This is a genomic window from Rhodoferax sp. SPJ21 (assembly GCF_058216335.1).
In genome coordinates this window covers 1,637,612-1,663,095 of the sequence record NZ_JBYZMO010000001.1, presented here as the reverse complement: position 1 = coordinate 1,663,095, position 25,484 = coordinate 1,637,612, and the positions used below count along the sequence as shown (strand labels likewise).

The following is a 25,484-nucleotide window of genomic DNA, read 5'->3' as shown; positions in this document are numbered from 1 at the left end:
AACACAAACGAACAATAATCATCAAATTCGAAAACGCAAGTTTGTAAATTCGGCAAAGGATTGTGATGCAGTTGAGCTTAGAAGGCGTCAGCAAAAAGGTGGGGGCACAGACCTGGCTGTACGAGATGGGTTTGGCGCCCCAGCCCGGCGCCGTGACCGTGTTGCTGGGTGCCACACAGGCAGGTAAGACCAGCCTGATGCGCATCATGGCGGGCCTAGATGTGCCCACCCATGGGCGGGTGCGGGTGGACGGTGTGGACGTGACCGGTCAGCCGGTGCGCGAGCGCAATGTGGCCATGGTCTACCAGCAGTTCATCAACTACCCCTCGCTCACGGTGCGCGACAACATCGCCTCGCCTTTGAAGCTGCGCGGCGAAAAGAATATGGACCAGCGCGTACGCGAGTTGGCCGAGAAGCTGCACATTGAGATGTTCCTGGAGCGCTACCCGGCCGAGCTGTCGGGCGGCCAGCAGCAGCGCGTGGCCCTGGCCCGGGCGCTGGCCAAGGCTGCGCCCCTGATGCTGCTGGACGAGCCGCTGGTGAATCTGGACTACAAGCTGCGTGAAGAACTGCGCGACGAACTCAGCTCGCTGTTTGCTGCGGGTGAATCCACGGTCATCTATGCCACGACCGAGCCGGGCGAAGCCTTGCTACTGGGTGGCTACACCGCGGTGATGGATGCGGGCGAATTGCTGCAGTACGGCCCCACGGCGGAGGTATTCCACCGGCCCAAGTCGCTGCGCGTGGCACGGGCTTTCAGCGATCCACCGATGAACCTGGCTGCTGGCCATACGGCGGCTGGCGGCGTGCAGTTGCAGTCCGGGCCGCTGTTGGCCCTGGCTTTGCCGGCCACGCAGGCTGGCGGCTTGACGGTGGGTCTGCGTGCCAGTGCGCTGCGGGTGCAGGAGCGGCCTGGTGACGTGGCTTTGAACGGGCATGTGGAGCTGGCGGAAATTTCCGGTTCCGACACCTTTGTGCATGTGGCGACGCCGATTGGCGAACTGGTGGCCCAACTCACCGGTGTGCATTATTTCGAACTGGGGGCTGCATTGACCTTGTATTTCCACGCCACGCAGGCCTATGTGTTTGATGGTCAAGGCAGTTTGCTGCTGGCCCCGGTCCGCCAGGGAGCTGTGTAATGGCCCGCATTGAACTGGACCTGGCGCACGCTTACCGCGCCAACCCCACACAAGACAGCGACTACGCGCTGTTGCCTTTGAAGATGAGCTTCAACGACGGCGGCGCCTATGCTTTGCTCGGCCCCTCGGGCTGCGGCAAGACGACCATGTTGAACATCATGTCCGGCCTGCTGGCGCCATCGCAGGGCACCGTGCTGTTTGACGGCAAAGACGTGACCCGTGCCTCGCCGCAGGAGCGCAACATCGCCCAGGTGTTCCAGTTTCCGGTGATTTACGACACCATGACGGTGGCCGAGAACCTGGCCTTTCCGCTGCGCAACCGCAAGGTGCCGCAGGCGCAGATCGACAAGCGTGTGGGCGAGATCGCTGAGATGCTGGAAATGAGCGGCCAGCTGAACCAGCGCGCAGCCAACCTGGCGGCGGACGCCAAGCAGAAGATCTCGCTGGGCCGCGGCCTGGTGCGGCCCGACGTATCGGCCGTGTTGTTCGACGAGCCACTGACGGTGATCGATCCGCACCTGAAATGGCAGCTGCGCCGCAAGCTCAAACAGATCCACCGTGAGCTGAAGCTGACGCTGATCTACGTGACCCATGACCAGGTAGAGGCGCTGACCTTTGCCGAGCAGGTGGTGGTGATGACGCGTGGCCGTGCCGTGCAGGTAGGCTCGGCCGACGCGCTGTTCGAGCGGCCCAGCCATACCTTTGTGGGCAATTTCATTGGCTCGCCAGGCATGAACTTCTTGCCTGTGCAGGCTTCGGCCGACACCTTGCAAGTCGCCGGTGCGCAATGGCAGCTGCCAAGGGCCCTGCCCCAGGGGGCGCTGAAGCTGGGCGTGCGCCCTGAATACGTCTCGCTGGCGCAGCCCGCTACGCGGGGGGCGCTGCTGTGCACGGTATCGAAGATCCAGGATGTGGGTACGCATGTGATGCTGACTGCCGCGGTCGATGGGCAGGTGCTCAAAGCCCGGCTGAGTCCCGAAGTGCAACTGCCAGCCGTCGGCGAGGTGGTCTGGCTGCAGGTGCTGGGCGAGCACACCTGCTTTTATAAGAACGAGGAGATTGTGCAATGAACGCCGTGCCGAACCGCTTCAAACAAGTTCGCGCCCCCTTGGGGGGTAGCGCCACCGCCTTGGCGGCAAGCGTGGGGGCCATATGAGCACCACAACCAAACCGGTGAACCAGAAGGCCTGGTTCTTGATCTTGCCGGTGCTGATCTGCGTGGCGTTTTCTGCCATCGTGCCGCTGATGACGGTGGTGAACTATTCGGTGCAGGACATCATCTCGCCAGAGCGGCGGGTGTTCGTAGGCACCGAATGGTTTGTACAAGTGATGCGCGACGAGGAGCTGCATGCTGCGCTGTTGCGCCAACTGGTGTTCTCCCTGTCGGTCCTGGCAGTGGAGCTGCCTCTGGGTATCTTGCTGGCCTTGTCCATGCCGGCCGAGGGTTTGAAGGCGTCGCTGGTGCTGGTGATCGTGTCGCTGTCCCTGCTGATTCCGTGGAACGTGGTGGGCACCATCTGGCAGATTTTTGGCCGCTCCGACATCGGCTTGTTGGGGGCTGCGCTGCAGGGCATGGGTATTGACTACAGCTACACCGGCAACGCCACCCATGCATGGCTGACGGTGCTGGTGATGGATGTGTGGCATTGGACGCCATTGGTTGCCTTGCTGGGTTATGCGGGTCTGCGTTCGATACCAGACGCCTACTACCAGGCCGCACGGATTGATGGAGCCAGCAAGTTCGCGGTGTTCCGCTACATCCAGCTGCCCAAGATGCGCGGCGTGCTGATGATTGGCGTACTGCTGCGCTTCATGGACAGCTTCATGATCTATACCGAGCCCTTTGTGCTGACGGGCGGGGGACCGGGCAATGCGACCACCTTCTTGTCGCAGTTCTTGACGCAGAAGGCTGTGGGCCAGTTTGACCTGGGTCCGGCCGCAGCGTTCTCGTTGATCTACTTTTTGATCATCTTGCTGCTGTGTTTCATTCTGTACAACTGGATGCAGCGCGTCGGCACCCAAGAAAAAGAAGGCGGCCATGAATAAGCCCAAATTTCAAAAGCGGACTATCTTTCTGTTCGCCTACATCATCTTCGCCCTGGTGCCCATCTACTGGATGGTGAATATGTCGTTCAAGACTAACCAGGAAATTGTGGCCAGCTTTACGCTGCTGCCCCAGCATTTCACCTGGGACAACTACCGCACCATCTTGACCGACCCGTCGTGGTACTCGGGCTATATCAACAGCCTGATTTACGTCAGCATGAACATGGTGATCACGCTCACCGTGTCCTTGCCAGCAGCGTATGCGTTCTCGCGCTACAGCTTTCTGGGCGACAAGCATGTGTTCTTCTGGCTGCTGACCAACCGTATGACCCCGCCTGCGGTGTTCCTGCTGCCTTTCTTCCAGCTCTATACCACCGTGGGCCTGATGGACACGCACTTGGCCGTGGCCCTGGCGCACTTGCTGTTCAGCGTACCGCTTGCGGTGTGGATTTTGGAAGGTTTCATGAGCGGTATTCCTCGCGAGATTGACGAGACGGCCTATATCGACGGCTATACATTCCCGCGCTTCTTCCTGACCATCTTCCTGCCGCTGATCAAGGCGGGTGTGGGTGTGGCGGCGTTCTTCTGCTTCATGTTTAGCTGGGTAGAACTTCTGCTGGCACGCACCCTGACCAGCGTGAATGCCAAGCCCATTGTGGCGACCATGACGCGCACCGTGTCGGCGTCGGGCATGGACTGGGCCACTCTGGCGGCGGCTGGCGTCTTGACCATTGTCCCAGGCGCCATCGTGATCTGGTTTGTACGCAACTACATCGCAAAAGGTTTTGCGATGGGCCGTGTCTAGGAGGTTGATATGTTTGAGTGGATGGCGTGGACCTTGCCGGTCGCAGTGTTCTTTATTTGTATTGCGCTGATGTTGGCGGGCATGACGGTGTGGGAGATCAAGTCGCCCACCACCTTACGGCGCGGCTTCTTGCCGATAGAGACCACGCGCGGCGACCGTTTGTTCATTGGCTTGCTGAGTGCAGCCTATGTGAATCTGGCTTTTGTGGGATTGAGCGGCAAGTTTGCCGAGTGGTTCCAGCTGGACGGCGACCCGTCCATCTGGATCAGTTTTGTGCTGTCCATGGCCCTGCTGATGGTGATCATGCGCAAGGGCTAGGCATGGTGTTCCGAGGATCCGGCTTTTACTGCCCCCAGAGCCGAGCACGCCTTTCGTTGAATGGGGGTGTATACCAATGAGGAGACGAGACATGAAGATGCGTTATTCCATACTGGCCATTGCCGCAGCTTGCGCGCTGACAGGCCATGCGTTTGCCGATGAAGCGGCCGCGAAGAAGTGGATCGACAGCGAGTTCCAGCCATCGACCCTGAGCAAGGACAAACAGGCCGCCGAGATGAAGTGGTTCATCGAAGCCGCGAAGAAGCTGCAGGCCAAGGGGGTCAAGGAAATCTCGGTGGTATCCGAAACCCTGACCACGCATGAATACGAGTCCAAGACTCTGGCCAAGGCGTTTGAAGAAATCACGGGCATCAAGGTCAAGCACGACGTGATCCAGGAAGGCGATGTGGTCGAGAAGCTACAGACTTCCATGCAGTCGGGCAAGTCGATTTACGACGGCTGGATTTCGGACTCGGACCTGATCGGAACGCACTACCGGTACGGCAAAATTCTGGCGCTGTCGGACTACATGGCCGGCGCGGGTAAGGAGTTCACCGATCCAGATCTGGATTTGAAGGACTTCATCGGCACCAGCTTTACCACGGCGCCCGACAAGAAGATGTACCAGCTGCCTGACCAGCAGTTTGCCAACCTGTACTGGTTCCGTGCCGACCTGTTTGCACGCCAGGACCTGAAGGACAAGTTCAAGGCCAAATACGGCTACGACCTGGGCGTACCGCTGAACTGGAGTGCCTATGAGGATATCGCCGCCTTCTTCAGCGAAGACGTGAAGACCCTGGATGGCAAGCCCATCTACGGCCACATGGATTACGGCAAAAAAGATCCCTCGCTGGGCTGGCGTTTCACCGATGCCTGGCTGTCCATGGCTGGTGCGGCGGATATCGGCATTCCAAACGGCATGCCTATCGATGAATGGGGCATCAAGGTGGCCGACGACAAGTGCACTCCGGTGGGTGCATCGGTGTCGCGCGGTGGTGCCACCAACTCGCCAGCGGCTGTGTACGCCTTGACCAAGTACATCGACTGGATGAAGAAGTACGCGCCCAAGGAAGCCATGGGCATGACCTTTGGTGAGTCCGGCCCTGTGCCAGCGCAAGGCCAGATCGCTCAGCAAATCTTCTGGTACACCGCTTTCACGGCCGACATGGTGAAGCCCGGTCTGCCCGTAGTCAATGCGGACGGTACGCCCAAGTGGCGCATGGCTCCCGGCCCGAATGGACCCTACTGGAAGCAAGGCATGCAGAACGGTTACCAGGACGTAGGTTCCTGGACCTTCTTCAAGGACCACGACGCCAACAAGGTGGCTGCAGCCTGGCTCTACGCCCAGTTCGTGACCAGCAAGACGGTGTCTTTGAAGAAGTCGATCACCGGTTTGACCTTCATCCGTGACAGCGATATCCGCGCCGACTACTTCACGCAAAACGCCAACAAGTACGGCGGCCTGATCGAGTTCTACCGCAGCCCTGCGCGTGTGGCCTGGACGCCGACCGGCACCAATGTGCCTGACTACCCCAAGCTGGCGCAGCTGTGGTGGAAGAACGTGGCCGAGGCGGTAACGGGTGAGAAGACGCCGCAGAAAGCCATGGATAACCTGGCCGATGAGATGGACAACGTGATGTCGCGTCTGGAGCGCGCTGGCATGGCCAATTGCGCGCCCAAGCTCAATCCCAAGGGTGACCCCAACAAGTATCTGAGCGATGCACATGCCCCATGGAAGAAGCTTGCGAACGAAAAGCCCAAGGGCGAAACCATTGCCTATGACACCTTGTTGAATGCCTGGAAGAACGGCAAGGTCCGCTAAGCGCGTAACAGAGATGCAATAAGCTCTGCAACGGCTGCGTGGCCTTCTGCGCCACGCAGCCTTTTTGGTTGGCATGCTTCGCGCATGTCAACTTGTTTGATTGCTGGAATCTTGGTTTATGACGCTCGCCCCTTCGCCCCGATCGACTTTGCGCACTGCACTGATGGCGCAGCTCAGCGGGCCTGCTCAATTCGATGTGGTGGTTATCGGCGGTGGCGCGACAGGTCTAGGGGTGGCTCTGGATGCCGCTTCGCGTGGATTCAGTGTGGCCTTGGTCGAATCCCATGACTTTGCCAAGGGCACGTCATCGCGTGCGACCAAGCTGGTGCACGGTGGCGTGCGCTATCTGGCCCAAGGCAATATCGCCCTGGTGCGCGAAGCCTTGCACGAGCGCACCACGCTGCTGCACAACGCGCCCCATCTGGCGCAGCCGCTCGCTTTTGTGATGCCGTCCTACAAGCTTCTGGACACGCCTTTTTACGGCATCGGGCTCAAGATATACGACGCCCTTGCCGGCAAGGCCGGCCTGGGGTCCACAGAATTTTTAGGCAAAGAAAAGACCCTGCATTACCTGCCCACTGTGCGTGCACAGGGGCTCAAGGGCGGGGTCAAGTATTGGGATGGCCAGTTTGACGATGCCCGTCTGGCATTGGTGCTGGCCCGTACCGCGGCCGACCAAGGGGCCGTGGTGGTCAATTACTGTGCCGCCACCGGTTTGTTGCATGAAGACGGCAAGGTGGCCGGCGTGCATTGCCAGGATCGTGAAACCGGCACCCACATGACGCTGCGCGCACGCTGCGTGGTGAATGCCACGGGTGTCTGGGTGGATGAATTTCGCCAAAAGGACGGCGACGCAACAGGCCGCGCCGCCAAGCCCATGGTCGCACCCAGCCAGGGCGTGCACATCGTGGTGGACCGCGAGTTTTTGCCAGGCGACCACGCAATGCTGGTGCCCAAGACCGCCGATGGCCGGGTTTTGTTTGCCGTGCCATGGTTGGGCAAGACCATTCTGGGCACCACGGATACGCCGCGCCATGATCTGGACCGCGAGCCCCTGCCGTTCAAGGAAGAGGTGGAGTTCATTCTTGGTGAATCAGGCCGCTACCTGAGCCGGGCACCCTCCCGGGCCGACGTGAAAAGCGTCTGGGTAGGCCTGCGTCCACTGGTCAAGCCGCAAGATGAGGATGGTGGTAATACCAAGGGCATCAGCCGCGAACACACGGTGCTGGTCAGCCGCAGCGGCATGGTCACCGTGACCGGTGGCAAATGGACCACCTACCGCGCTATGGCAGAAGACGTTTTGGACAAGTGCTTTGGCGCGGATCTCCTGCAGCCGCGCAAGCCGGTTTGTACGGCGACCTTGCGCTTGATTGGTGCCGGTGCGGTACCGACGGGTGGCTTGCAGCACAAAATGAGCGATGCGCCGGGTTTGCAGGCCTACGGCAACGAGCAGGATCTGGTGCGGTCTTTGCCTGGTGGTGGGCGTGCGCTGGGCGGCGGCCTAAGCGAAGCCATGGTGCGCTTTGCTGCCCGCTTTGAATATGCCCGCACGGTGGAGGATGTGCTGGCGCGTCGTAGCCGGCTGCTGTTTCTGGACGCGCGCCAGGCCGCCTCCTTGGCGCCGGCGGTGGCAGACATCCTGCTGCAAGAAACCGGTGTTGACCCGCAGACCGAGGCGTTTTTGATCCTGGCCGAACAGTACGCCACCTTGCCCGCATGAAACCCCTGGCGCAATGGCCGCTGGAGCAGCGGCGTGGCGTGTGGGGCGTGCTTACCGATATAGACGACACGCTGACAACAGACGGTGCCATCACCCCCGACGCTTTGCAGGCTTTGCAGGATTTGAAGTCTGCAGGTCTGGCTGTGATTGCCATTACCGGGCGCCCGGTGGGTTGGAGTGAGCCGTTTGCCCAGTCCTGGCCGATCGATGCCATCGTCGCCGAGAACGGCGCCGTAGCGTTGATAAATAGTAATGAAATTGGCCTCCAGCGCAGTATTCATATGCGTCAGGTGCTATCAAAAATATATATTCAGGACGCAGTTACGCGGCAAGCCAATCAGGTGCGCATGCAGAGGCTGGCCGAGCGCGTGCTGGCCGAAGTACCCGGTGCTTGCCTGGCCGAAGATTCTGCGGGCAGGGAAACCGATATCGCCATTGACCACAGCGAATTCAGCCATTTGTCGCCGGCCCAGATTGCCCAGGTGGTTGCCGTGCTGGAGGCGGGGGGCATGCGCGCGACGGTCAGCTCCATCCATATCAATGGCTGGTTTGGCGGGCACAACAAGTGGGAGGGCGCGCGCTGGATCGTGCAAACACTGTTTGGGCGTGCGCTGGAGGCTGAAATGGGGCGCTGGGTTTATATAGGCGACTCCACCAATGACCAGCGCATGTTCGAGGCGATGCCGCAAACCGTGGGTGTAGCCAACATCCGCAGATTCGAGGCCGATTTGGCATTTAAACCACAGTACGTAACCCAAAAAGACCGTGGGGCTGGCTTTGCGGAGGTCGCAAACGCCATCTTTGCAGCATTTCGACAAGAAAAAGCATAGTTGGCGTTGTTGTGCGTGTCTTTTATGTGCACGCAGTTGACGCGCTTTTAAATATTCTGCATAATTGAGGGCTTCGCTCCTAAAAAGCGATGCTTCTGCCCAAAGGAAGCGCTATGAGTGGTTTGTAGCGTGGACGACGGGCCCAAGACTGATTGCGTGCTGCGGCTTAGGCTGGGGCACTCGATGCAAGTTGGGAAAACATAGACATGATCCAAACTGAATCCCGGTTAGATGTTGCCGACAATACCGGCGCGAAATCCGTTCTCTGCATCAAGGTGCTGGGCGGGTCCAAGCGTCGTTACGCAAGTGTTGGTGACATCATCAAAGTGAGCATCAAAGAAGCCGCTCCACGTGGTCGCGTCAAAAAAGGCGAGATCTACAGTGCAGTGGTTGTGCGCACGGCCAAAGGTATCCGTCGTGCAGACGGTTCGCTGGTCAAATTCGATGGCAACGCAGCTGTGTTGCTGAATGCAAAGCTGGAGCCCATCGGCACCCGCATCTTCGGACCAGTGACGCGCGAATTGCGCACTGAAAAGTTCATGAAGATCGTGTCCTTGGCCCCTGAAGTTCTGTAAGGACGCGACATGAACAAGATTCGCAAAGGCGACCAAGTAGTCGTGCTCACCGGGCGCGACAAAGGCAAGCGCGGTACTGTCGCGCTTCGTAAAGATGATTCTTACCTGTTGGTCGATGGCGTCAACATGGTCAAGAAGCACGCTAAGCCAAACCCAATGAAGGGCGAGGCCGGCGGTATCGTCGAAAAGAACATGCCAATTCACCAGTCCAACGTGGCCATTTTCAATGCTGCTACCGGTAAGGCTGATCGTGTTGGAATCAAGGTGCTGGCGGACGGGAAGCGCACACGCGTTTACAAGTCCAGCGGCGAAGAAATCAAGGTGGCATGAGCATGGCACGTTTACAACAACACTATCGCGAAAAAGTCGCTCCAGAGTTGATGGCCAAGTTTGGCTACACCTCGGTGATGCAAGTTCCACGTTTCACCAAGATCACCTTGAACATGGGTGTGAGCGAAGCTGTATCCGACAAAAAGGTTATGGACAACGCTGTGGCTGACCTGACCAAGATCGCGGGCCAAAAGCCTGTGGTGACCAAGGCCAAGAAGGCTATCGCCGGTTTCAAAATCCGCGAAGGCCAAGCCATTGGTTGCATGGTGACCTTGCGTGGCGTTCAGATGTTTGAGTTCCTGGACCGTTTTGTGACCGTGGCTTTGCCCCGTGTACGTGACTTCCGCGGTATCTCTGGTCGCGCTTTCGATGGCCGTGGTAACTACAACATCGGCGTGAAAGAGCAGATCATTTTCCCTGAAATCGAGTACGACAAGGTTGATGCCTTGCGCGGTCTCAATATCAGCATCACGACGACGGCAAAGAACGACGAAGAGTGCAAGGCACTGCTCGCTGGTTTCCGTTTTCCGTTCAAGAACTGAGGTGACGTGTGGCTAAAAAAGCTTTGATCGAGCGCGAGCTCAAGCGTGACCGTCTGGTCGCCAAATATGCAGCTAAGCATGCGGAACTGAAGGCAACTTCGAACGACGCAAAGAAAAGCGAAGAAGAGCGCGCAGTAGCCCGTTTGGCTCTGCAGCAGCTCCCACGTAACGCTAACCCTACTCGTCAACGCAATCGTTGCGCGATCACGGGTCGTCCACGTGGCACGTTCCGTCAGTTTGGTCTGGCCCGCGCTAAGGTGCGTGAGCTGGCTTTCGCTGGCGATATCCCCGGTATGGTTAAGGCCAGCTGGTAAGTAAGGCAGGAGAACTAGACATGAGTATGAGTGACCCCATTGCCGACTTGCTGACCCGTATCCGCAACGCGCAAATGGTAGCTAAGACTACCGTATCGATCCCCTCTTCCAAAGTGAAGGTGGCGATTGCCCAAGTGCTGAAGGACGAAGGCTACATTGACGGCTTCAAGGTGAAAACCGATGCCGGCAAAAGCGAGCTGGAAATCACTTTGAAATATTACGCCGGTCGCCCAGTGATCGAACGTATCGAACGCGTAAGCCGTCCTGGCCTGCGTGTTTACAAAGGCCATGATGCCATCCCTCAAGTCATGAATGGCTTGGGCGTGGCGATTGTCACCACCCCCCAAGGCGTGATGACCGACCGCAAAGCCCGCGCTACCGGCGTTGGCGGCGAAGTCTTGTGCTACGTCGCTTAAGCAGGAGAAATAGCAAATGTCTCGCGTAGGAAAAATGCCTGTTGCCATCCCCGCTGGTGTGGATGTGGCAATCAAGGACGACCAAATCAATGTCAAGGGCACCGGCGGTACGCTGTCGTTGACCCAAAATGCACTGGTCAAAGTGGTGAATGATGCTGGCAAGTTAACCTTTGTCCCAGCAAATGAATCACGTGAAGCCAACGCCATGTCGGGCACCATGCGTCAGCTGGTAAACAATATGGTTGTAGGTGTGACCAAGGGTTTTGAGAAGAAGCTGAGCCTGGTTGGCGTGGGCTATAAAGCCGCCGCCCAGGGTGCAAAGCTGAACTTGGCTGTGGGTTACTCCCACCCCGTCAATATCGACATGCCTGCTGGTATCACCGTTGCGACCCCCACCCCGACAGAAATTCTGATCAAGGGTGCGGACCGTCAACGGGTTGGCCAAGTGGCTGCTGAGATTCGTGCGATTCGTCCTCCTGAGCCTTACAAGGGCAAGGGCATCCGTTATTCGGATGAGAAGATCACGATCAAAGAAACCAAGAAGAAGTAAGGAGCCGCAACATGTTGACCAAAAAAGAACAGCGTCTCCGCCGTGCTCGCCAAACCCGCATTCGTATTGCGACTCAAGGCGTTGCACGCTTGACGGTAAATCGTACGAATCTGCACATCTACGCCAGCGTTATTTCTGGCGACGGTGCCAAGGTTTTGGCCAGCGCTTCGACCGCAGAAGTTGCGGTTCGCAAAGAACTGGGCGGTTCTGGCAAGGGTGGCAACACAACTGCAGCTCAAGCTATCGGCAAACTGATTGCCGAAAAAGCCAAAGCCGCTGGTGTTGAAAAAGTAGCGTTTGATCGCTCAGGTTTTGCGTACCACGGCCGCGTCAAGGCGCTTGCCGATGCTGCCCGCGAAGCTGGCTTGCAGTTCTAAGCAGATCGGAAAAAATCATGGCTAAAGTTCAAGGAAAAATGCAGGGTAAGGCTGAAGGGCCTGAGGACGGTCTGCGCGAGAAGATGATCGCGGTGAACCGCGTGACCAAGGTTGTTAAGGGCGGCCGAATTCTCGGTTTTGCAGCTTTGACTGTGGTCGGCGACGGCGAAGGCCGCGTTGGCATGGGCAAGGGAAAGTCCAAGGAAGTTCCAGCAGCTGTTCAAAAGGCTATGGAAGAAGCGCGTCGCAATATGGTCAAGGTGACTCTGAAGAACGGTTCCGTTTTTCATAAGGTTACCGGCCAGCACGGCGCAGCCAACGTAATGATGGCTCCGGCCCCCAAGGGTACCGGCATCATTGCTGGCGGCCCAATGCGCGCTGTCTTTGAAGTAATGGGTATCACCGACATCGTGGCAAAAAGCCACGGTTCGTCCAACCCTTACAACATGGTACGTGCCACTTTGGACGCCTTGCGTAACTCGACCACTCCAGCGGATATTGCAGCCAAGCGCGGCAAGAACGTTGAAGAGATCCTCGCTTAAGCAGGGGTATTGATATGACAACGCAACAAACAATCAAAGTGACGCTGGTTCGTAGCCCTATTGGCACGAAAGAATCGCATCGCGCTACCGTTCGTGGTTTGGGTCTACGCAAGATTCGCAGTGTTAGCGAATTGCGAGATACACCTGAAGTCCGCGGCATGATCAACAAGATCAGTTATCTGGTCAAAGTCCTCTAAGGGATGACGATGGAACTCAATGGCATTAAGCCCGCAGCGGGCGCAAAGCACGCCAAGCGTCGCGTCGGTCGCGGCATTGGCTCTGGCCTGGGTAAAACCTCGGGTCGTGGTCACAAAGGTCAAAAATCGCGTGCCGGTGGTTACCACAAGGTAGGTTTTGAAGGCGGTCAAATGCCTATGCAACGCCGCTTGCCTAAGCGTGGTTTCAAATCGCATTTGCTGAAGTTCAATGCTGAAGTGACTCTCACTGCTCTGGAGCAACTGGGCGCAGCAGAAGTTGACGTCTTGCTGTTGAAGCAAGCTGGTCTGATTGGCGAATTGGCCAAGGTCGTAAAGGTCATCAAGACCGGCGAACTGACCAAGGCTGTCAAATTGACCGGTATCGGCGCTACGGCCGCAGCCAAGGTTGCGATCGAAGCTGCTGGCGGTAGCTTGGTTTGACTTTACAGTTGAAGGAAATATTCGGTGGCAACTAGCGCTCAAATTGCAAAAACGGGTAAGTTTGGTGACCTGCGTCGCCGCTTGGTGTTTTTGTTGCTGGCGCTGGTTGTGTACCGAATTGGCGCACATATTCCGGTTCCCGGAATTGATCCAGCACAACTGCAGCAGCTTTTTAAGGGGCAGCAAGGCGGCATATTGAGCTTATTCAATATGTTCTCTGGTGGTGCTCTGTCGCGCTTCACAGTATTTGCCTTGGGAATCATGCCCTATATATCGGCCTCCATCATCATGCAATTGATGGGATATGTGGTGCCGATGTTTGAGCAGATGAAGAAGGAAGGCGAGTCTGGCCGCCGCAAGATTACCCAGTACACCCGCTATGGAACTCTAGGTTTGGCATTGTTTCAATCCTTGGTGATTGCAACAGGGTTAGAAAGCTCGCCTGGATTGGTTTTGTCGCCTGGTTTTGGTTTCCGTATGACAGCTGTTGTGAGCTTAACTGCTGGAACTATGTTCTTGATGTGGTTGGGTGAGCAAATCACTGAGCGCGGTTTGGGCAACGGTATTTCGATTCTGATTTTTGCCGGTATTGCTGCGGGTTTGCCCGGCTCTATTGGTGGACTGCTGGAGTTGGTGCGGACTGGTGCGATGAGCATTATTTCCTCCATTTTCATTGTTGCTGTAGTTGCGTTGGTTACCTACTTCGTTGTTTTCGTTGAACGAGGCCAGCGTAAGATTTTGGTGAATTACGCCAGAAGACAAGTAGGTAATAAAGTTTATGGTGGCCAATCTTCGCATTTGCCGTTGAAGCTGAATATGGCTGGTGTGATTCCTCCAATATTCGCCTCTTCCATCATTTTGTTGCCTGCTACGGTAGTGAACTGGTTTAGCACCACGGAATCCCTGCGGTGGCTAAAGGATGTTGCAGGAATGCTGAGCCCCGGACAGCCCGTCTACGTGCTGTTCTACGCAAGCGCGATAGTGTTTTTCTGCTTTTTCTACACGGCATTGGTTTTCAATAGCCGGGAAACAGCAGATAACTTGAAGAAGAGCGGCGCTTTTATTCCTGGTATTCGTCCTGGTGAGCACACGGCGCGTTATATAGACAAAATTTTGCTCCGCCTAACTTTGGCTGGCGCCGTCTACATCACCTTTGTGTGTTTGATACCGGAAATATTGGTGCTTAAATACAATGTGCCGTTTAATTTTGGTGGCACTTCGCTGTTGATTATTGTTGTGGTGACCATGGATTTCATGGCCCAAGTGCAGAACTACATGATGTCGCAGCAATATGAGTCATTGCTGAAGAAGGCGAATTTCAAATCTTCAATAGGTACTTGATAAAAGTATTTGTAGGTGATGCCCTACGATTTTTCGCAGGCTCGTATTGTGTTCCGGCCGACGATGGTAGGGCTGGCAAAAAAGTTTTAGGAGAGTTAAATGAGAGTTTCAGCTTCGGTTAAGAAAATCTGCCGCAACTGTAAAGTCATCCGCCGCAAGGGTGTGGTACGTGTGATCTGTACAGATCCTCGCCACAAACAGCGTCAAGGTTGATAGAAAAGTTTTAGAGGACGCACATGGCACGTATCGCTGGTATTAATATTCCGCCGCAACAGCATGCAGAAATTGGCTTGACGGCTATTTTCGGCATCGGTCGCACACGCGCTCGCAAGATTTGCGAAGCATGCGACATTGCATATTCCAAGAAGGTCAAGGACTTGACCGATGCAGATCTGGAAAAGATCCGCGACCAGATCGCTCAATTCACTATTGAAGGCGATTTGCGTAGAGAAACCACGATGAACATCAAGCGATTGATGGACATCGGTTGCTACCGTGGCTTCCGCCACCGTCGCGGTTTGCCTATGCGTGGTCAGCGTACCCGTACCAATGCCCGCACCCGCAAGGGTCCGCGTAAGGCTGCGGCGTCCCTGAAGAAATAAAGAGATTGAGAGATCACTATGGCAAAAGCTCAGCAAAGTAATGCATCGCAGCGCGTCCGTAAGAAAGTTCGTAAGAACGTTTCCGACGGCGTGGCACACGTGCATGCTTCCTTCAATAACACCATCATCACGATTACCGATCGTCAAGGCAACGCCTTGTCTTGGGCGTCGTCCGGTGGTCAGGGTTTCAAGGGTTCGCGTAAATCCACACCGTTTGCTGCTCAGGTTGCATCGGAAGTGGCGGGTCGTGCAGCCATTGAGCAAGGTATCAAGAACCTGGATGTAGAGATCAAGGGTCCTGGACCTGGCCGTGAATCGTCGGTCCGTGCATTGGGTGCCCTTGGCATCCGTATCACGTCGATCGCTGACGTGACGCCCGTACCGCACAACGGCTGCCGCCCTCAAAAGCGCCGTCGGATCTAACTCCAGATCGACATTTCTGGGTACGTTTTTAAATAAGCCCACCGCCGTCTGTATTGATCAGACGGCTCCCGCAGATTTTTCGCGGAAGATAATATAAAAGGAAGCTCAAGTGGCACGCTATCTCGGCCCCAAGGCCAAACTCTCTCGCCGTGAAGGCACTGACCTGTTCTTGAAGAGCGCACGTCGTTCGATCAGTGACAAGGCTAAGTTCGATTCCAAACCTGGTCAGCACGGCCGCACGTCTGGTGCTCGCACCTCTGACTTCGGTCTCCAACTGCGCGAAAAGCAAAAAGTAAAGCGCATGTATGGTGTTTTGGAGCGTCAGTTCCGTCGCTACTTCGAAGAAGCGGATCGCCGTAAGGGCAATACCGGTGCGAACCTGTTGTTCCTGCTGGAGTCCCGCCTCGACAACGTTGTGTACCGCATGGGTTTCGGTTCCACGCGTGCTGAAGCGCGTCAGCTGGTGTCTCATAAGGCCATCACGGTGAACGGTCAGTCCGTGAATATCCCTTCTTACATGGTTAAGACGGGTGACGTGGTGTCTGTTCGCGACAAGTCCAAGAAGCAGAACCGCATTGTTGAAGCCCTGCAATTGGCGCAACAAGTTGGTTTGCCCGCCTGGGTTGAAGTGAGTGTCGAGAAGGCTGAAGGTACTTTCAAGAAGGTCCCTGATCGCGACGAGTTTGCTGCTGACATCAACGAATCTCTGATCGTTGAGTTGTATTCGCGTTAATTCCGCATTTTTCGTTTGATTTTGTTCCTAGGCTGCGGGGCACTGCAGTCTAGAACCAACACTTGCCTTACCGGTGTAACGAGCTGGGGGTATTGAGAGGAAGCATGCATGCAAACTAATTTGCTGAAACCCAAAGCCATCAATGTTGAGCAATTGGGACACAACCGTGCCAAAGTAGCGCTGGAGCCATTTGAACGTGGCTACGGTCACACGTTGGGCAATGCGTTGCGTCGTGTGCTGCTGTCGTCTATGGTGGGCTATTCAGCGACTGAGGTGACGATTGCAGGTGTTTTGCATGAGTATTCTTCGATTGATGGCGTTCAAGAAGACGTAGTCAACATTCTGTTGAATCTCAAGGGCGTGGTTTTCAAGCTGCACAACCGTGATGAAGTTACTCTGAGTCTGCGCAAGGACGGTGACGGTGTTGTTACTGCTGCGGATATCCAGACGCCCCATGATGTGGAAATCATCAACCCGGAACATGTGATTGCGCACCTGTCTCAAGGCGGCAAGCTGGACATGCAAATCAAGGTTGAAAAAGGCCGTGGTTATGTTCCAGGCAGCATGCGCCGCTATGCGGATGAGCAGACTAAGTCGATTGGTCGCATTGTTCTGGATGCATCGTTCTCGCCAGTGAAGCGCGTAAGCTACACCGTGGAAAGTGCGCGTGTTGAACAACGTACTGATTTGGATAAGTTGGTGGTTGAGATCGAAACCAACGGCGCGATCTCTGCAGAAGATGCTGTGCGCGCATCGGCTAAAATCCTAGTCGAACAACTCGCGGTATTCGCGCAGTTGGAAGGCAGTGAGTTGGCCGGCGTTTTTGAGCAACCTGCACCACGTGGCAGTACACAGTTTGATCCTATCCTGTTGCGTCCTGTGGATGAGCTGGAATTAACGGTTCGCTCTGCAAACTGCCTGAAAGCTGAAAACATCTACTACATCGGCGATCTGATTCAGCGCACCGAGAATGAGTTGTTGAAGACTCCCAATCTGGGGCGCAAGTCCTTGAACGAGATCAAGGAAGTTTTGGCTTCCCGCGGTCTGACCTTGGGAATGAAGCTTGAAAGCTGGCCACCTGCTGGCCTCGACAAGCGTTAATTTAAAAATGTCCTGCAAAGGACAATGTGCAACGCGCAGTACCTGATCCGGCTGCGAGTCAAAATAATTGAAAGGAATGCACCATGCGCCACGGACACGGACTTCGTAAACTTAACCGCACTAGCTCTCACCGCCTGGCTATGCTGCGCAACATGATGAACTCGTTGATTGAACACGAAGTCATCAAGACCACTTTGCCCAAGGCCAAGGAATTGCGCCGTGTGATCGAACCTATGATCACTTTGGCCAAGGAAGCAACTGTTGCAAACCGCCGTTTGGCCTTCGATCGTCTGCGCGATCGTGATAGCGTGACCAAGTTGTTCAATGATCTGGGCCCGCGTTTCAACGCTCGTCCAGGCGGCTACACCCGTATCTTGAAGATGGGTTTCCGCGTTGGCGATAACGCGCCTATGGCATTGGTCGAGCTGGTTGATCGTGCTGAGACAAAAGAAGTTGTAGAAATATCAGCTGACCAAGAATAAGCTGCTATAATAGAAACATACCGCGCGATGGAGCAGCCTGGTAGCTCGTTGGGCTCATAACCCAAAGGTCGTAGGTTCAAATCCTACTCGCGCAACCAGTTTCGGCAAATATATGCCGTGAATGAAAAAACCCACCTTGAGTGGGTTTTTTCATTTCTGGATCTTTTCACTTGTATCGCCGTTCAGCGGCGGTTTTTAGTCCCAACACTACAGAGCTCACAGCGGGGCATGCCCGCTGGAGGCTTTTAACTGTGTTGTTTTCCGGACCGCTCTTGCCGCGCCAGCTCCAACGACTTTTCTGTGCTTTTGGCATCCATGCCGTAGTTATCTGCAAATTGGGTGGTGGTTTGGCCGCTGCCTTCAAATGCCTTGAGCAAGGCTTCCCGTTTGGCGGCATCGGCGCCATGCTCTGTGTACGCTTCATCCAGCAACGCATTCCAGGCTTCCAATGGCGGTTTGACGCGCTCCGCATAGTCGCCACGGCTGAGCCCTGATGCTTCAAATGCATTCCGCAGTCGCAAACGCAGTTTGGCTTGAGAGGCCGCGCTCTGGTTGTTGCGGTCCCTGCGGGCAACCTCCATGATGGCTTGGTGTATGTGTTCCGGGGCCATCTCTTCGACCGCTTGGCCATCCAGGCTGTAACGCGGCAGGCCGCTGGCTACCCGGTCCAGATAGCGCGTGGAACGCGTGTGCTGGCCAAGCGCTTCGCGCAAGGCCTTGGCTTCTAATACTTCGGGATGGGCTGCAACCAACTCATGGAAGATGCCTAGCTTGAGCGGCAGGACGCGGTCACCAAACACCTGGGGATACAGATTGCGTAGTACGTCCAGCAGTGGGTGTGCTGTGCGGTTGGGTTGTGGGGCGCGGGCGGGGCGAGGCTTGCGTGCGTTCTTGGAGGCAGGCGACGGAGCGAGGGGTGTGGTCACAGGAAATGGTGTGTTTTTAAGGTGGAAGGGCGCCAGTCTGCGAGCCCCGAGGGACCTCATTTTCAACCATAAGGCGGATATCCACGGGCCGACTCTGGTTGAGGCCCGTGGTTAGGCCCCGGATATATGTCGCATGAGGACAACATTTATGCCCGCCAGGTGCAGGTTGTCATGGTTTTCAGATAACCCGCAACGCGGAACTTTGCCCCGTAGCTGCGACAATCGGCGCTCTCGAAAATTTGAAAGTATTCATGGCTAAGAAAGCACCCGTGGTTCCCGCAGCGCCCGTAGAGGCAGAACGTACCCAACCCCTACCCATTCCAGAAACCAAGTTCAAGACTATTTGGCAGGTAGTCGGTGCACCAGCTGCCACTGCAGCTAAGGGCAAGTCGGAGAAGAACGCAGTCGCTGCCTAAGCGATTTGGGTTTTTAGCGTTTCGGCTGGGATGTCCAACGAGACTTCGACCCAGCAATCGTAAAACGTTGGTGCGCGTCCCAGGTCAGTCAGCTTTTGGCTGGTGAGCTGGTTCACGTTGCTGCCATCCAGGCCTAGTTTGCGCCACCAAATACCCAGCCCGTTGACAACCCCGTGACGGGCTCGGGGCGATACCTTCGCCTTGCAGCGGTACACCCCACGTTGGTTGAAGACGCGTACGACAGCGCCGTTGCTGATGCCGCGTGCGCGTGCGTCATCCGCATTGATTTCCAGCAAAGGCTCTCCCTCTATGTCGCGCAAGCTTGTGACATTAACGAAGCTGGAGTTGAGGAAGTTGCGTGCCGGCGGTGAAATCATGGCCAGCGGATAGTCTGCAGATGTGCCCGCAGCCTCGTAGTTCGCAAGGTAGTCGGGCAGGGCATCCAGGCCCTGCGCGGCCAGGCGTGCGCTGTAGAACTCGCATTTGCCGGAGGGCGTGGGGAACTGCCCTTGAGCGAATGGGGCGTCGGGCAGCGTGATGGTGGCAAAGCCTTGCGCAAGCAAGAGCTGGAAATCAACGTGTTCACCATACGCAGTGCGACACAGCACTTCGTCGCTGTCTTGAAAACAGGATTCGTCATAGCCCATGCGGGCCGCTAACTCGCGGAAGATTTGCGTGTTGGGTTTGGATTGGCCAACAGGCGCAATGGCCGGCCGGTTCAGCAGCGCATCCGTGTGGCCGTAGCCGCTGTGTACGTCCCAGTGCTCTAGCTGCGTGGTGGCTGGCAGGATGTAGTCGGCATAGTCGGCCGTGTCCGTCTGGAAGTGCTCCAGCACCACGGTAAACAGGTCTTCGCGCGCAAAGCCTTGAACCACTTTGCCGGATTCGGGGGCCACGGCCACGGGATTGCTGTTGTAGACCAGCAAGGCTTCTATGGGCGTGGCGGACGGGTCCAGCAAGGCGTCGCCTATCGTGCTCATATTGATGGTGCGCGGTAGACGTCCGGCCAGCAGGTCCGGGCGCTGCAATGCGGCGCGCTGAACTGGGAATAGCCCCGAGCTGCTCATCAGTACGCCGCCAGCGCGGTGGCGCCAGGCGCCAATCAGTGCGGGCAGGCTGACCACGGCCCGCGTGGCATTGCCACCGCCCCGGGTGCGCTGCATGCCGTAATTCAGGCGGATGGCGGCGGGCTGCCCGTCTAAAAAGCATTGCCCATAGTCGCGGGCCAGCGACAGGATTTGCTCCAACGGCACCCCGCAGATGGCTGCGGCGCGTTCTGGTGGCCATTGCAGTGCGCGTTCGCGCATCTCCGGCCAGCCCAATGTGTGGTCCGCCAGGTAGGCGTGATCCAGCCAATCGTGGGTGATCAGCTGGTGCATCAGGGCCAGGGCCAGGGCCGCGTCGGTACCCGGGCGCAAGGCGATGTGCTCGTGGCACTTTTCGGCGGTTTCGGTTTTGCGCGGGTCTATGCAGACCAGGCGCGCGCCGTTGCGTTTGGCCTGCTGCACATAGCGCCAGAAATGCAGGTTGCTGCCGATGGAGTTGCTGCCCCAGATCAGGATCAGCTTGGACTCAGCAAAGAACTCCACCTTCATGCCCACCTTGCCGCCCAGCGTTTGCAGCAGCCCCTCGCCGCCGGCGGATGCGCAAATGGTGCGGTCCAGCAGCGAGGCGCCCAGCTTGTGGAAGAAGCGTGCGGCAATGCTTTCTCCCTGCACCAGGCCCATGGTGCCGGCGTAGCTATAGGGCAGGATGGCTTCGGGGTTGCGGGCGGCGATGGATTGCAAACGTGCGGCGATGTCGGTCAGCGCTTCGTCCCAGCTGACGGGGGCAAATTGGCCGGAGCCCTTGGGGCCCGTGCGTTTGAGCGGCTGCAGCAGGCGTTCGGGGTGGTAGGTGCGCTCGGTGTAGCGCGACACCTTGGCGCACAGCACGCCGTCAGTGTGCGGGTGTGCCGGGTTGCCTTGTACCTTGAGTGCGATTCCGTTTTGCACCGTGGTCAGCAGGGAGCAGGTGTCCGGGCAGTCGTGGGGGCAGGCGCCGCGCACCTGTTGGGTGCTGCTGGATTCGGGGTCGTGCATGGTGGTTAATTCGCTTCTGACAGAATGGACCCATGATAAATCGCCGACACTTTTCTATCGCCGCTGGGGTTGCTGCTGTGGCGGGCAGCCCGATAGTGCGTGCGCAGTCCAGCGGGAAAATCGTGTTGGGCCAGTCTGCCGCATTGAGCGGTCCTGCGGCCCAGTTGGGCATCCAGTACGCGCAGGGAGCCAAGCTGTACTTCGACCGCGTGAACGCCCAGGGGGGAATCTCCCAGAGGCAGATTGAGCTGCGCTCGCTGGACGACGGATACGAGCCCGACCGCTGCCTGGAAAACACCCGCAAACTGTTGGCTGACGATGTTCTGGCCTTGTTTGGCTATGTTGGAACGCCCACCAGTTTGGTTGCGTTGCCGCTAGCCATTCAGGCCAAAACGCCGTTTGTGGCGCCGCTGACCGGCGCTATGTCGCTGCGTGACCCATTCAGTAAATATGCATTCCATGTGCGGGCCTCGTACCAGGACGAAACCGCCCGCATCGTCAAGCAGCTCACCCAGTTGGGGCTAGACCGCATCGCGGTGTTCTACCAAAACGACGCTTACGGCAAGGCTGGGCTGGAGGGCGTGACCCTGGCCCTGTCCAAGCTGGGCCGCAAGCCGGTGGCGACCGCCACGGTGGAACGTAACTCCGCAGACGTGGCCAAGGCGGTCGAAACCCTCCGTGCCGCCACGCCGCATGCGATCGTGCAGATCAGCGCCTACAAATCCTGCGCCGCTTTCATTCGCGGCGCGCGCAAGGCCGGCTATGGCGGGCAGTTTTTCAATGTGTCCTTTGTCGGTACCCAGGCCCTGGCAGACGAGCTGGGCCGCGATGCCGCCGGCGTGGTGGTCAGCCAGGTGGTGCCATCGCCATACAGCGCCAGCACGCCACTGGCCCACGGCTTCGTGGAGGCGGTCAAGGTGGCAGGCGGCGGTGCCAAAGCCAACTTCTCGAGCATGGAGGGCTACCTGGCCGCCATGGTGATGGTGGACGGCCTGAAGCGTGCAGCGGCCGGAAAGGGCCTTTCCCGCGAGGCGGTGGTGACGGGGCTGGAGTCGCTCGGCGCGCAGTCTTACGGTGGCTTCTCCGTCAACTTTTCATCCACCGACCACGTGGGGTCGAGCTATGTAGACCTGTCCATGCTGACTGGCGATGGGCGGGTGCGCACCTGAAGGAGCCAAGCCATGTCCATCATTGACGCCATTGCCGAGCAGGCTCCCGGCATCGCTGCGCTGCGCCGCGACCTGCACGCGCACCCGGAGCTGAGCTTCCAGGAGGTGCGTACCGCCGACCTGGTGGCGCGCCAGCTGACCGAGTGGGGCATTCCCTTCCACCGTGGCCTGGCGGGTACTGGCTTGGTGGGCATGGTGCAGAACGGCACGTCCAAGCGGGCGATCGGCCTGCGTGCCGACATGGACGCGCTGCCCCTGCAAGAGTTCAACACCTTTGCGCACGCCAGCCAGTACCCCGGCAAGATGCACGCCTGCGGCCACGACGGCCATACTGCCATGCTGCTGGGCGCGGCCCAGTACCTGGCCGAGCACCGCAACTTTGACGGTACGGTCTACCTGATATTCCAGCCGGCCGAGGAAGGCGGCGGCGGCGCCCGCGACATGGTGCAAGAGGGCCTGTTCGAGCGTTTCCCCATGGACGCGGTGTTTGGCATGCACAACTGGCCGGGCATGCAGCTGGGCCAGTTCGCCGTCAGCCCCGGGCCGGTGATGGCGTCCAGCAATGAATTCAAGATCACCATCCACGGCAAGGGCAGCCACGCGGCCATGCCGCAAATGGGTGTGGACCCCGTGCCCATTGCCTGCCAGATGGTGCTGGCCTTCCAGACCATCATCAGCCGCAACAAAAAGCCCATAGACGCCGGCGTGGTCTCGGTCACCATGGTGCATGGCGGCTCGGCCACCAATATCGTGCCCGACAGCGTGGAGCTGCAGGGCACGGTGCGCACCTTCAGCATCGAGGTGCTGGACCTGATCGAGGCGCGCATGCGCCAGATCGCCGACAACCTGTGCAGCGCCTTCGACGCACGCTGTGAATTCGAGTTCGTGCGCAACTACCCGCCCACCATCAACCACCCGGCCGAGGCCGAGTTCGCCCGCAAGGTGATGGAGAGCGTCGTCGGCCCCGAGAACGTGGTGAAGCAGGAGCCCACCATGGGCGCCGAAGACTTTGCCTTCATGCTGCAAGCCAAGGCGGGGGCGTATTGCTTTATTGCAAACGGCGATGGGGACCACCGCGCCATCGGCCACGGCGGCGGCCCCTGCACCCTGCACAACCCCAGCTACGATTTCAATGACGCGCTGCTTCCCATGGGCGCTACCTACTGGGTTAGGCTGGCCGAGGCCTGGTTGGCGCCCGGTGGCCCATCTGCTTCAAAATAGATAGCTGCTTGCGCAGGTATTCCGTGCGCTAGAGGCCTAAAAGGCTCTTAACTTTCGGTGTTGAAGCGCAGCGCGGCCAGGGCCAGCAGCCCGTCGAAGATCAGGTTGTCCACCAGTTCGAAGTGCACCGACATGCTGGGCGCCATCTTCCAGCCCGCCCCGCCGGTCATGTAGCAGGCCGGCTCCATGCCGCAGTGCTGGCGCACGTGCTGCACCATGCGCTCGACTGCGCCTGCAATCGCGTAGGTGCCGCCGCTGGTCAGCGCGTCGCTGGTATTGGTGGGGAACAGGCGCACCTCGCCGGTCGGCACGTGCAGGCCGGCGGTGCCGGACTCCAGCGCGCGCAGCATGATGCCGTGGCCGGGCAGGATCAGTCCGCCCAGGAACTTGCCGTGTTCGTCGATGGCCTCCACCGTGACGGCGGTGCCGACCATCACCACCACCATGGGCCGGGTCTGGCCCTGGGCCAGCATGCGGTGGCGGGCGCCCACCATGGCGACCCAGCGGTCGGCGCCCAGGCGGGTGGGGTGGTCGTAGCCATTGGTCAGGCCGGCCTCGGCCGCGCTGGCCACCACCCACTGCGGTGCGACGTCCCACAGCTCCATTTGTTCATGGACGCGGCGCTTAACGGCGTCACCGGCGACGATGCAGCCCAGCATGCGGTCGGGCGCACTCAGCCCGGCCCAGGGGCCTTCGGCCAGTTTGTCGATGTTCTCCAGGAATTCCGCGCCGTGGGCCAGCAGCGTGGCCCCCGGGTGGGGGGCGGAATATTGCGACCACTTGAGTCGGGTGTTGCCAATGTCGATGGCGAGAAAACTCATCCTGCGGTCTCCGTGTTCTTTGCGCGCATTATCGGCGCCCGCCTGTCGGCGGGTTGTGGGCTCTTAGCCTTGGCGCCAGGGCAGGCCGTGGAAGCGCCAGCCGCCTTTGCGGCCACGGTGGGCGTCGCCGTCCGGGTCGCCTTCGAAGCCCTCCAGGATGTTGTAGGCCTGCAGGCCCAGTTCGGTAGCGCGTTTGGCTGCGGCCACCGAGCGCACGCCGCTGCGGCACAGCAGCACAGCCTTCTTGCCGCCGGCCAGGGCCGTCTGCAAGCCGGCATCGAAGTCGGGGTTCATGGCCATGCCCGGCCATTGCTTCCAGGCCAGGGCCACGGCACCGGGCACAAAGCCCACCCATTCGCGTTCGGCGTCGGTGCGCACGTCGATCAGCACGGCTTCACCCGCCTGCCACCAGGTGCAGGCCAAATGGGGCGAAACGTCGCCGGCATAGCCCTGGGCAGCGCGGATGCCGCTGGGTTGGGCTGGCGCGTCGGCGTCGTGGCGCAGGCCGGACTGCAGATTGGCGGGCACGGCTTCGTCCATGCGTTGCGGGCGGGGGAGGTTCAGGGCGTCCATGGTGGCGGTAAATTCTTCCAGGGTTTTGTGGGCGATGCGGGGGTTATGGGCTTTTTCGGCGCCAATGGTGGAGTGGCTTTGGCCTCGGTAGTCGTGACCCGGCCAGACCAGGGTGTCGTCTGGCAGGGCGAACAGGATTTGCGTGATGCTGTGGTACAGCGCCTGGGCGCTGCCAGACTGGAAATCGGTGCGGCCGCAGCCGTTGATGAGCAGGGTGTCGCCGGTGAAGACATGGTTGCGCCAGACAAAGCTCATGCTGCCAGCGGTATGGCCGGGCGTGTGCAGGGCCTGCAGGGTTTCGCCGCCAAAGCTGAGGAAGTCGCCATGCTGCAGCTGTACCGCCGCGCCGGCAATGCCGCAGCCGCTGGGCACAGCGGTTTTGGCGCCGGCGTGCTCGGCCAGCAGGCCGGCGCTGGTGATGTGGTCGGCATGGGCATGGGTCTCTAGCGTCCACACCAGGGACAGGCCTTGTGCCGCCAGCAGGGCCATGTCGCGCTCCAGCTGGGCATCCACCGGGTCGATGATGGCGGCGGCCTTGCTGGCGGGGTCTACCAGCACATAGGTGTAGGTGCTGGATGCGGGGTCGAAGAGTTGTAGGGGTTGCATGGCCTTCTATCGTGTTGCGCTTCAG

31 protein-coding genes, 1 tRNA gene and 1 pseudogene are annotated in these 25,484 nt (G+C 58.4%); 28 read left to right on the top strand and 5 right to left on the bottom strand.

Features of this window, described 5'->3' with window-relative positions; all coding sequences use genetic code 11:
• The first annotated feature begins 65 nt into the window (after nt 1–65).
• The 26 genes from AC4BBN_RS07690 (at nt 66) to AC4BBN_RS07565 (ending at nt 17,744) form a co-directional block, all read left to right on the top strand.
• Nucleotides 66–1,139, top strand: a complete 1,074-nt coding sequence (locus AC4BBN_RS07690) for an ABC transporter ATP-binding protein (protein WP_490591344.1) — start codon at nt 66–68, stop codon at nt 1,137–1,139.
• Nucleotides 1,139–2,209: an ABC transporter ATP-binding protein gene (locus tag AC4BBN_RS07685; RefSeq protein ID WP_490591343.1), complete on the top strand. Its 1,071-nt coding sequence runs from the start codon at nt 1,139–1,141 to the stop codon at nt 2,207–2,209. The genes AC4BBN_RS07690 and AC4BBN_RS07685 overlap by 1 nt, the downstream gene beginning before the upstream one ends.
• An 82-nt stretch (nt 2,210–2,291) precedes the next feature.
• On the top strand, nt 2,292–3,185 hold the full coding sequence (locus AC4BBN_RS07680; protein WP_490591342.1) for a carbohydrate ABC transporter permease: 894 nt from the start codon (nt 2,292–2,294) through the stop codon (nt 3,183–3,185).
• Nucleotides 3,178–3,990, top strand: coding sequence for a carbohydrate ABC transporter permease (locus AC4BBN_RS07675; RefSeq protein ID WP_490591341.1), 813 nt, complete (start codon nt 3,178–3,180; stop codon nt 3,988–3,990). The genes AC4BBN_RS07680 and AC4BBN_RS07675 overlap by 8 nt, the downstream gene beginning before the upstream one ends.
• A 9-nt stretch (nt 3,991–3,999) precedes the next feature.
• Nucleotides 4,000–4,308: a DUF2160 domain-containing protein gene (locus AC4BBN_RS07670; RefSeq protein ID WP_490591340.1), complete on the top strand. Its 309-nt coding sequence runs from the start codon at nt 4,000–4,002 to the stop codon at nt 4,306–4,308.
• A 91-nt stretch (nt 4,309–4,399) separates the two neighbouring features.
• A complete protein-coding gene (locus AC4BBN_RS07665) occupies nt 4,400–6,130 on the top strand; it encodes an ABC transporter substrate-binding protein (RefSeq protein WP_490591339.1) in 1,731 nt (576 codons plus the stop codon).
• A 118-nt stretch (nt 6,131–6,248) separates the two neighbouring features.
• On the top strand, nt 6,249–7,850 hold the full coding sequence (locus tag AC4BBN_RS07660) for a glycerol-3-phosphate dehydrogenase/oxidase (protein WP_490591338.1): 1,602 nt from the start codon (nt 6,249–6,251) through the stop codon (nt 7,848–7,850).
• Entirely contained in the window at nt 7,847–8,680 is an 834-nt protein-coding gene (locus AC4BBN_RS07655) for an HAD-IIB family hydrolase (protein ID WP_490591337.1), read from the top strand. The genes AC4BBN_RS07660 and AC4BBN_RS07655 overlap by 4 nt, the downstream gene beginning before the upstream one ends.
• A 206-nt stretch (nt 8,681–8,886) precedes the next feature.
• A complete protein-coding gene (rplN, locus tag AC4BBN_RS07650; RefSeq protein ID WP_315192381.1) occupies nt 8,887–9,255 on the top strand; it encodes a 50S ribosomal protein L14 in 369 nt (122 codons plus the stop codon).
• Between the two features lie 9 nt (nt 9,256–9,264).
• The gene (gene rplX, locus AC4BBN_RS07645) at nt 9,265–9,585 is read left to right on the top strand and encodes a 50S ribosomal protein L24 (protein WP_490591336.1); all 321 of its coding nucleotides are present in this window, start codon (nt 9,265–9,267) and stop codon (nt 9,583–9,585) included.
• A gap of 2 nt (nt 9,586–9,587) precedes the next feature.
• Entirely contained in the window at nt 9,588–10,127 is a 540-nt protein-coding gene (rplE, locus tag AC4BBN_RS07640) for a 50S ribosomal protein L5 (protein WP_490591335.1), read from the top strand.
• Nucleotides 10,128–10,135: 8 nt separating this feature from the next.
• Nucleotides 10,136–10,441, top strand: a complete 306-nt coding sequence (gene rpsN / locus AC4BBN_RS07635) for a 30S ribosomal protein S14 (protein ID WP_490591334.1) — start codon at nt 10,136–10,138, stop codon at nt 10,439–10,441.
• Nucleotides 10,442–10,461: 20 nt separating this feature from the next.
• Entirely contained in the window at nt 10,462–10,857 is a 396-nt protein-coding gene (gene rpsH, locus AC4BBN_RS07630) for a 30S ribosomal protein S8 (RefSeq protein ID WP_490591333.1), read from the top strand.
• 16 nt (nt 10,858–10,873) lie between these two features.
• Nucleotides 10,874–11,407 carry a 50S ribosomal protein L6 gene (rplF, locus tag AC4BBN_RS07625; protein WP_490591332.1) on the top strand — a complete coding sequence of 178 codons (534 nt, stop codon included), beginning with the start codon at nt 10,874–10,876 and terminating at the stop codon, nt 11,405–11,407.
• An 11-nt stretch (nt 11,408–11,418) separates the two neighbouring features.
• On the top strand, nt 11,419–11,784 hold the full coding sequence (rplR, locus tag AC4BBN_RS07620) for a 50S ribosomal protein L18 (RefSeq protein WP_490591331.1): 366 nt from the start codon (nt 11,419–11,421) through the stop codon (nt 11,782–11,784).
• Between the two features lie 17 nt (nt 11,785–11,801).
• Nucleotides 11,802–12,326 (top strand): 30S ribosomal protein S5, encoded by a 525-nt coding sequence (gene rpsE / locus AC4BBN_RS07615; RefSeq protein ID WP_490591330.1) that lies wholly within the window; start codon nt 11,802–11,804, stop codon nt 12,324–12,326.
• 14 nt (nt 12,327–12,340) lie between these two features.
• Nucleotides 12,341–12,523, top strand: a complete 183-nt coding sequence (rpmD, locus tag AC4BBN_RS07610; protein ID WP_490591329.1) for a 50S ribosomal protein L30 — start codon at nt 12,341–12,343, stop codon at nt 12,521–12,523.
• A 9-nt stretch (nt 12,524–12,532) separates the two neighbouring features.
• Nucleotides 12,533–12,964: a 50S ribosomal protein L15 gene (gene rplO / locus AC4BBN_RS07605; protein WP_490591328.1), complete on the top strand. Its 432-nt coding sequence runs from the start codon at nt 12,533–12,535 to the stop codon at nt 12,962–12,964.
• Nucleotides 12,965–12,988: 24 nt separating this feature from the next.
• On the top strand, nt 12,989–14,305 hold the full coding sequence (gene secY, locus AC4BBN_RS07600; protein ID WP_490591327.1) for a preprotein translocase subunit SecY: 1,317 nt from the start codon (nt 12,989–12,991) through the stop codon (nt 14,303–14,305).
• Between the two features lie 99 nt (nt 14,306–14,404).
• Nucleotides 14,405–14,518 carry a 50S ribosomal protein L36 gene (gene rpmJ / locus AC4BBN_RS07595; RefSeq protein WP_028820150.1) on the top strand — a complete coding sequence of 38 codons (114 nt, stop codon included), beginning with the start codon at nt 14,405–14,407 and terminating at the stop codon, nt 14,516–14,518.
• Nucleotides 14,519–14,541: 23 nt separating this feature from the next.
• Nucleotides 14,542–14,907, top strand: a complete 366-nt coding sequence (gene rpsM, locus AC4BBN_RS07590) for a 30S ribosomal protein S13 (RefSeq protein WP_483302262.1) — start codon at nt 14,542–14,544, stop codon at nt 14,905–14,907.
• Nucleotides 14,908–14,925: 18 nt separating this feature from the next.
• Complete coding sequence (gene rpsK, locus AC4BBN_RS07585) at nt 14,926–15,330, top strand: 30S ribosomal protein S11 (protein ID WP_092757621.1); 405 nt, start codon at nt 14,926–14,928, stop codon at nt 15,328–15,330.
• A gap of 109 nt (nt 15,331–15,439) precedes the next feature.
• Nucleotides 15,440–16,063: a 30S ribosomal protein S4 gene (gene rpsD, locus AC4BBN_RS07580; RefSeq protein WP_490591326.1), complete on the top strand. Its 624-nt coding sequence runs from the start codon at nt 15,440–15,442 to the stop codon at nt 16,061–16,063.
• Between the two features lie 108 nt (nt 16,064–16,171).
• Entirely contained in the window at nt 16,172–17,164 is a 993-nt protein-coding gene (locus AC4BBN_RS07575; RefSeq protein ID WP_490591325.1) for a DNA-directed RNA polymerase subunit alpha, read from the top strand.
• Nucleotides 17,165–17,247: 83 nt separating this feature from the next.
• Nucleotides 17,248–17,646, top strand: coding sequence for a 50S ribosomal protein L17 (rplQ, locus tag AC4BBN_RS07570; RefSeq protein WP_490591324.1), 399 nt, complete (start codon nt 17,248–17,250; stop codon nt 17,644–17,646).
• A gap of 21 nt (nt 17,647–17,667) precedes the next feature.
• A tRNA-Met gene (locus AC4BBN_RS07565) sits at nt 17,668–17,744 on the top strand.
• Nucleotides 17,745–17,891: 147 nt separating this feature from the next.
• Here AC4BBN_RS07565 and AC4BBN_RS07560 read toward each other — a convergent pair.
• Together AC4BBN_RS07560 and AC4BBN_RS07555 are read right to left on the bottom strand one after the other, a co-directional pair.
• Nucleotides 17,892–18,572 (bottom strand): ProQ/FINO family protein, encoded by a 681-nt coding sequence (locus AC4BBN_RS07560; protein WP_490591323.1) that lies wholly within the window; start codon nt 18,570–18,572, stop codon nt 17,892–17,894.
• A 412-nt stretch (nt 18,573–18,984) separates the two neighbouring features.
• Complete coding sequence (locus tag AC4BBN_RS07555) at nt 18,985–21,069, bottom strand: molybdopterin-containing oxidoreductase family protein (protein WP_490591322.1); 2,085 nt, start codon at nt 21,067–21,069, stop codon at nt 18,985–18,987.
• Nucleotides 21,070–21,101: 32 nt separating this feature from the next.
• On the opposite strand from AC4BBN_RS07555, the gene AC4BBN_RS07550 reads away from it, so the two are divergent.
• Entirely contained in the window at nt 21,102–22,238 is a 1,137-nt protein-coding gene (locus AC4BBN_RS07550; protein WP_490591321.1) for an ABC transporter substrate-binding protein, read from the top strand.
• A gap of 12 nt (nt 22,239–22,250) precedes the next feature.
• The gene (locus AC4BBN_RS07545) at nt 22,251–23,459 is read left to right on the top strand and encodes a M20 aminoacylase family protein (protein ID WP_490591320.1); all 1,209 of its coding nucleotides are present in this window, start codon (nt 22,251–22,253) and stop codon (nt 23,457–23,459) included.
• A 47-nt stretch (nt 23,460–23,506) separates the two neighbouring features.
• Here the strand turns inward: AC4BBN_RS07545 and AC4BBN_RS07540 are convergent, their stop codons facing one another.
• The 3 genes and pseudogenes from AC4BBN_RS07540 to AC4BBN_RS07530 all read right to left on the bottom strand — a co-directional run.
• Nucleotides 23,507–24,280, bottom strand: a complete 774-nt coding sequence (locus tag AC4BBN_RS07540; RefSeq protein ID WP_490591319.1) for a type III pantothenate kinase — start codon at nt 24,278–24,280, stop codon at nt 23,507–23,509.
• A gap of 63 nt (nt 24,281–24,343) precedes the next feature.
• Nucleotides 24,344–24,820 (bottom strand): rhodanese-like domain-containing protein, encoded by a 477-nt coding sequence (locus AC4BBN_RS07535; RefSeq protein ID WP_490591409.1) that lies wholly within the window; start codon nt 24,818–24,820, stop codon nt 24,344–24,346.
• Nucleotides 24,821–24,958: 138 nt separating this feature from the next.
• Nucleotides 24,959–25,459: pseudogene (locus tag AC4BBN_RS07530) on the bottom strand (MBL fold metallo-hydrolase); the annotation flags it as partial.
• Nucleotides 25,460–25,484: the final 25 nt, after the last annotated feature.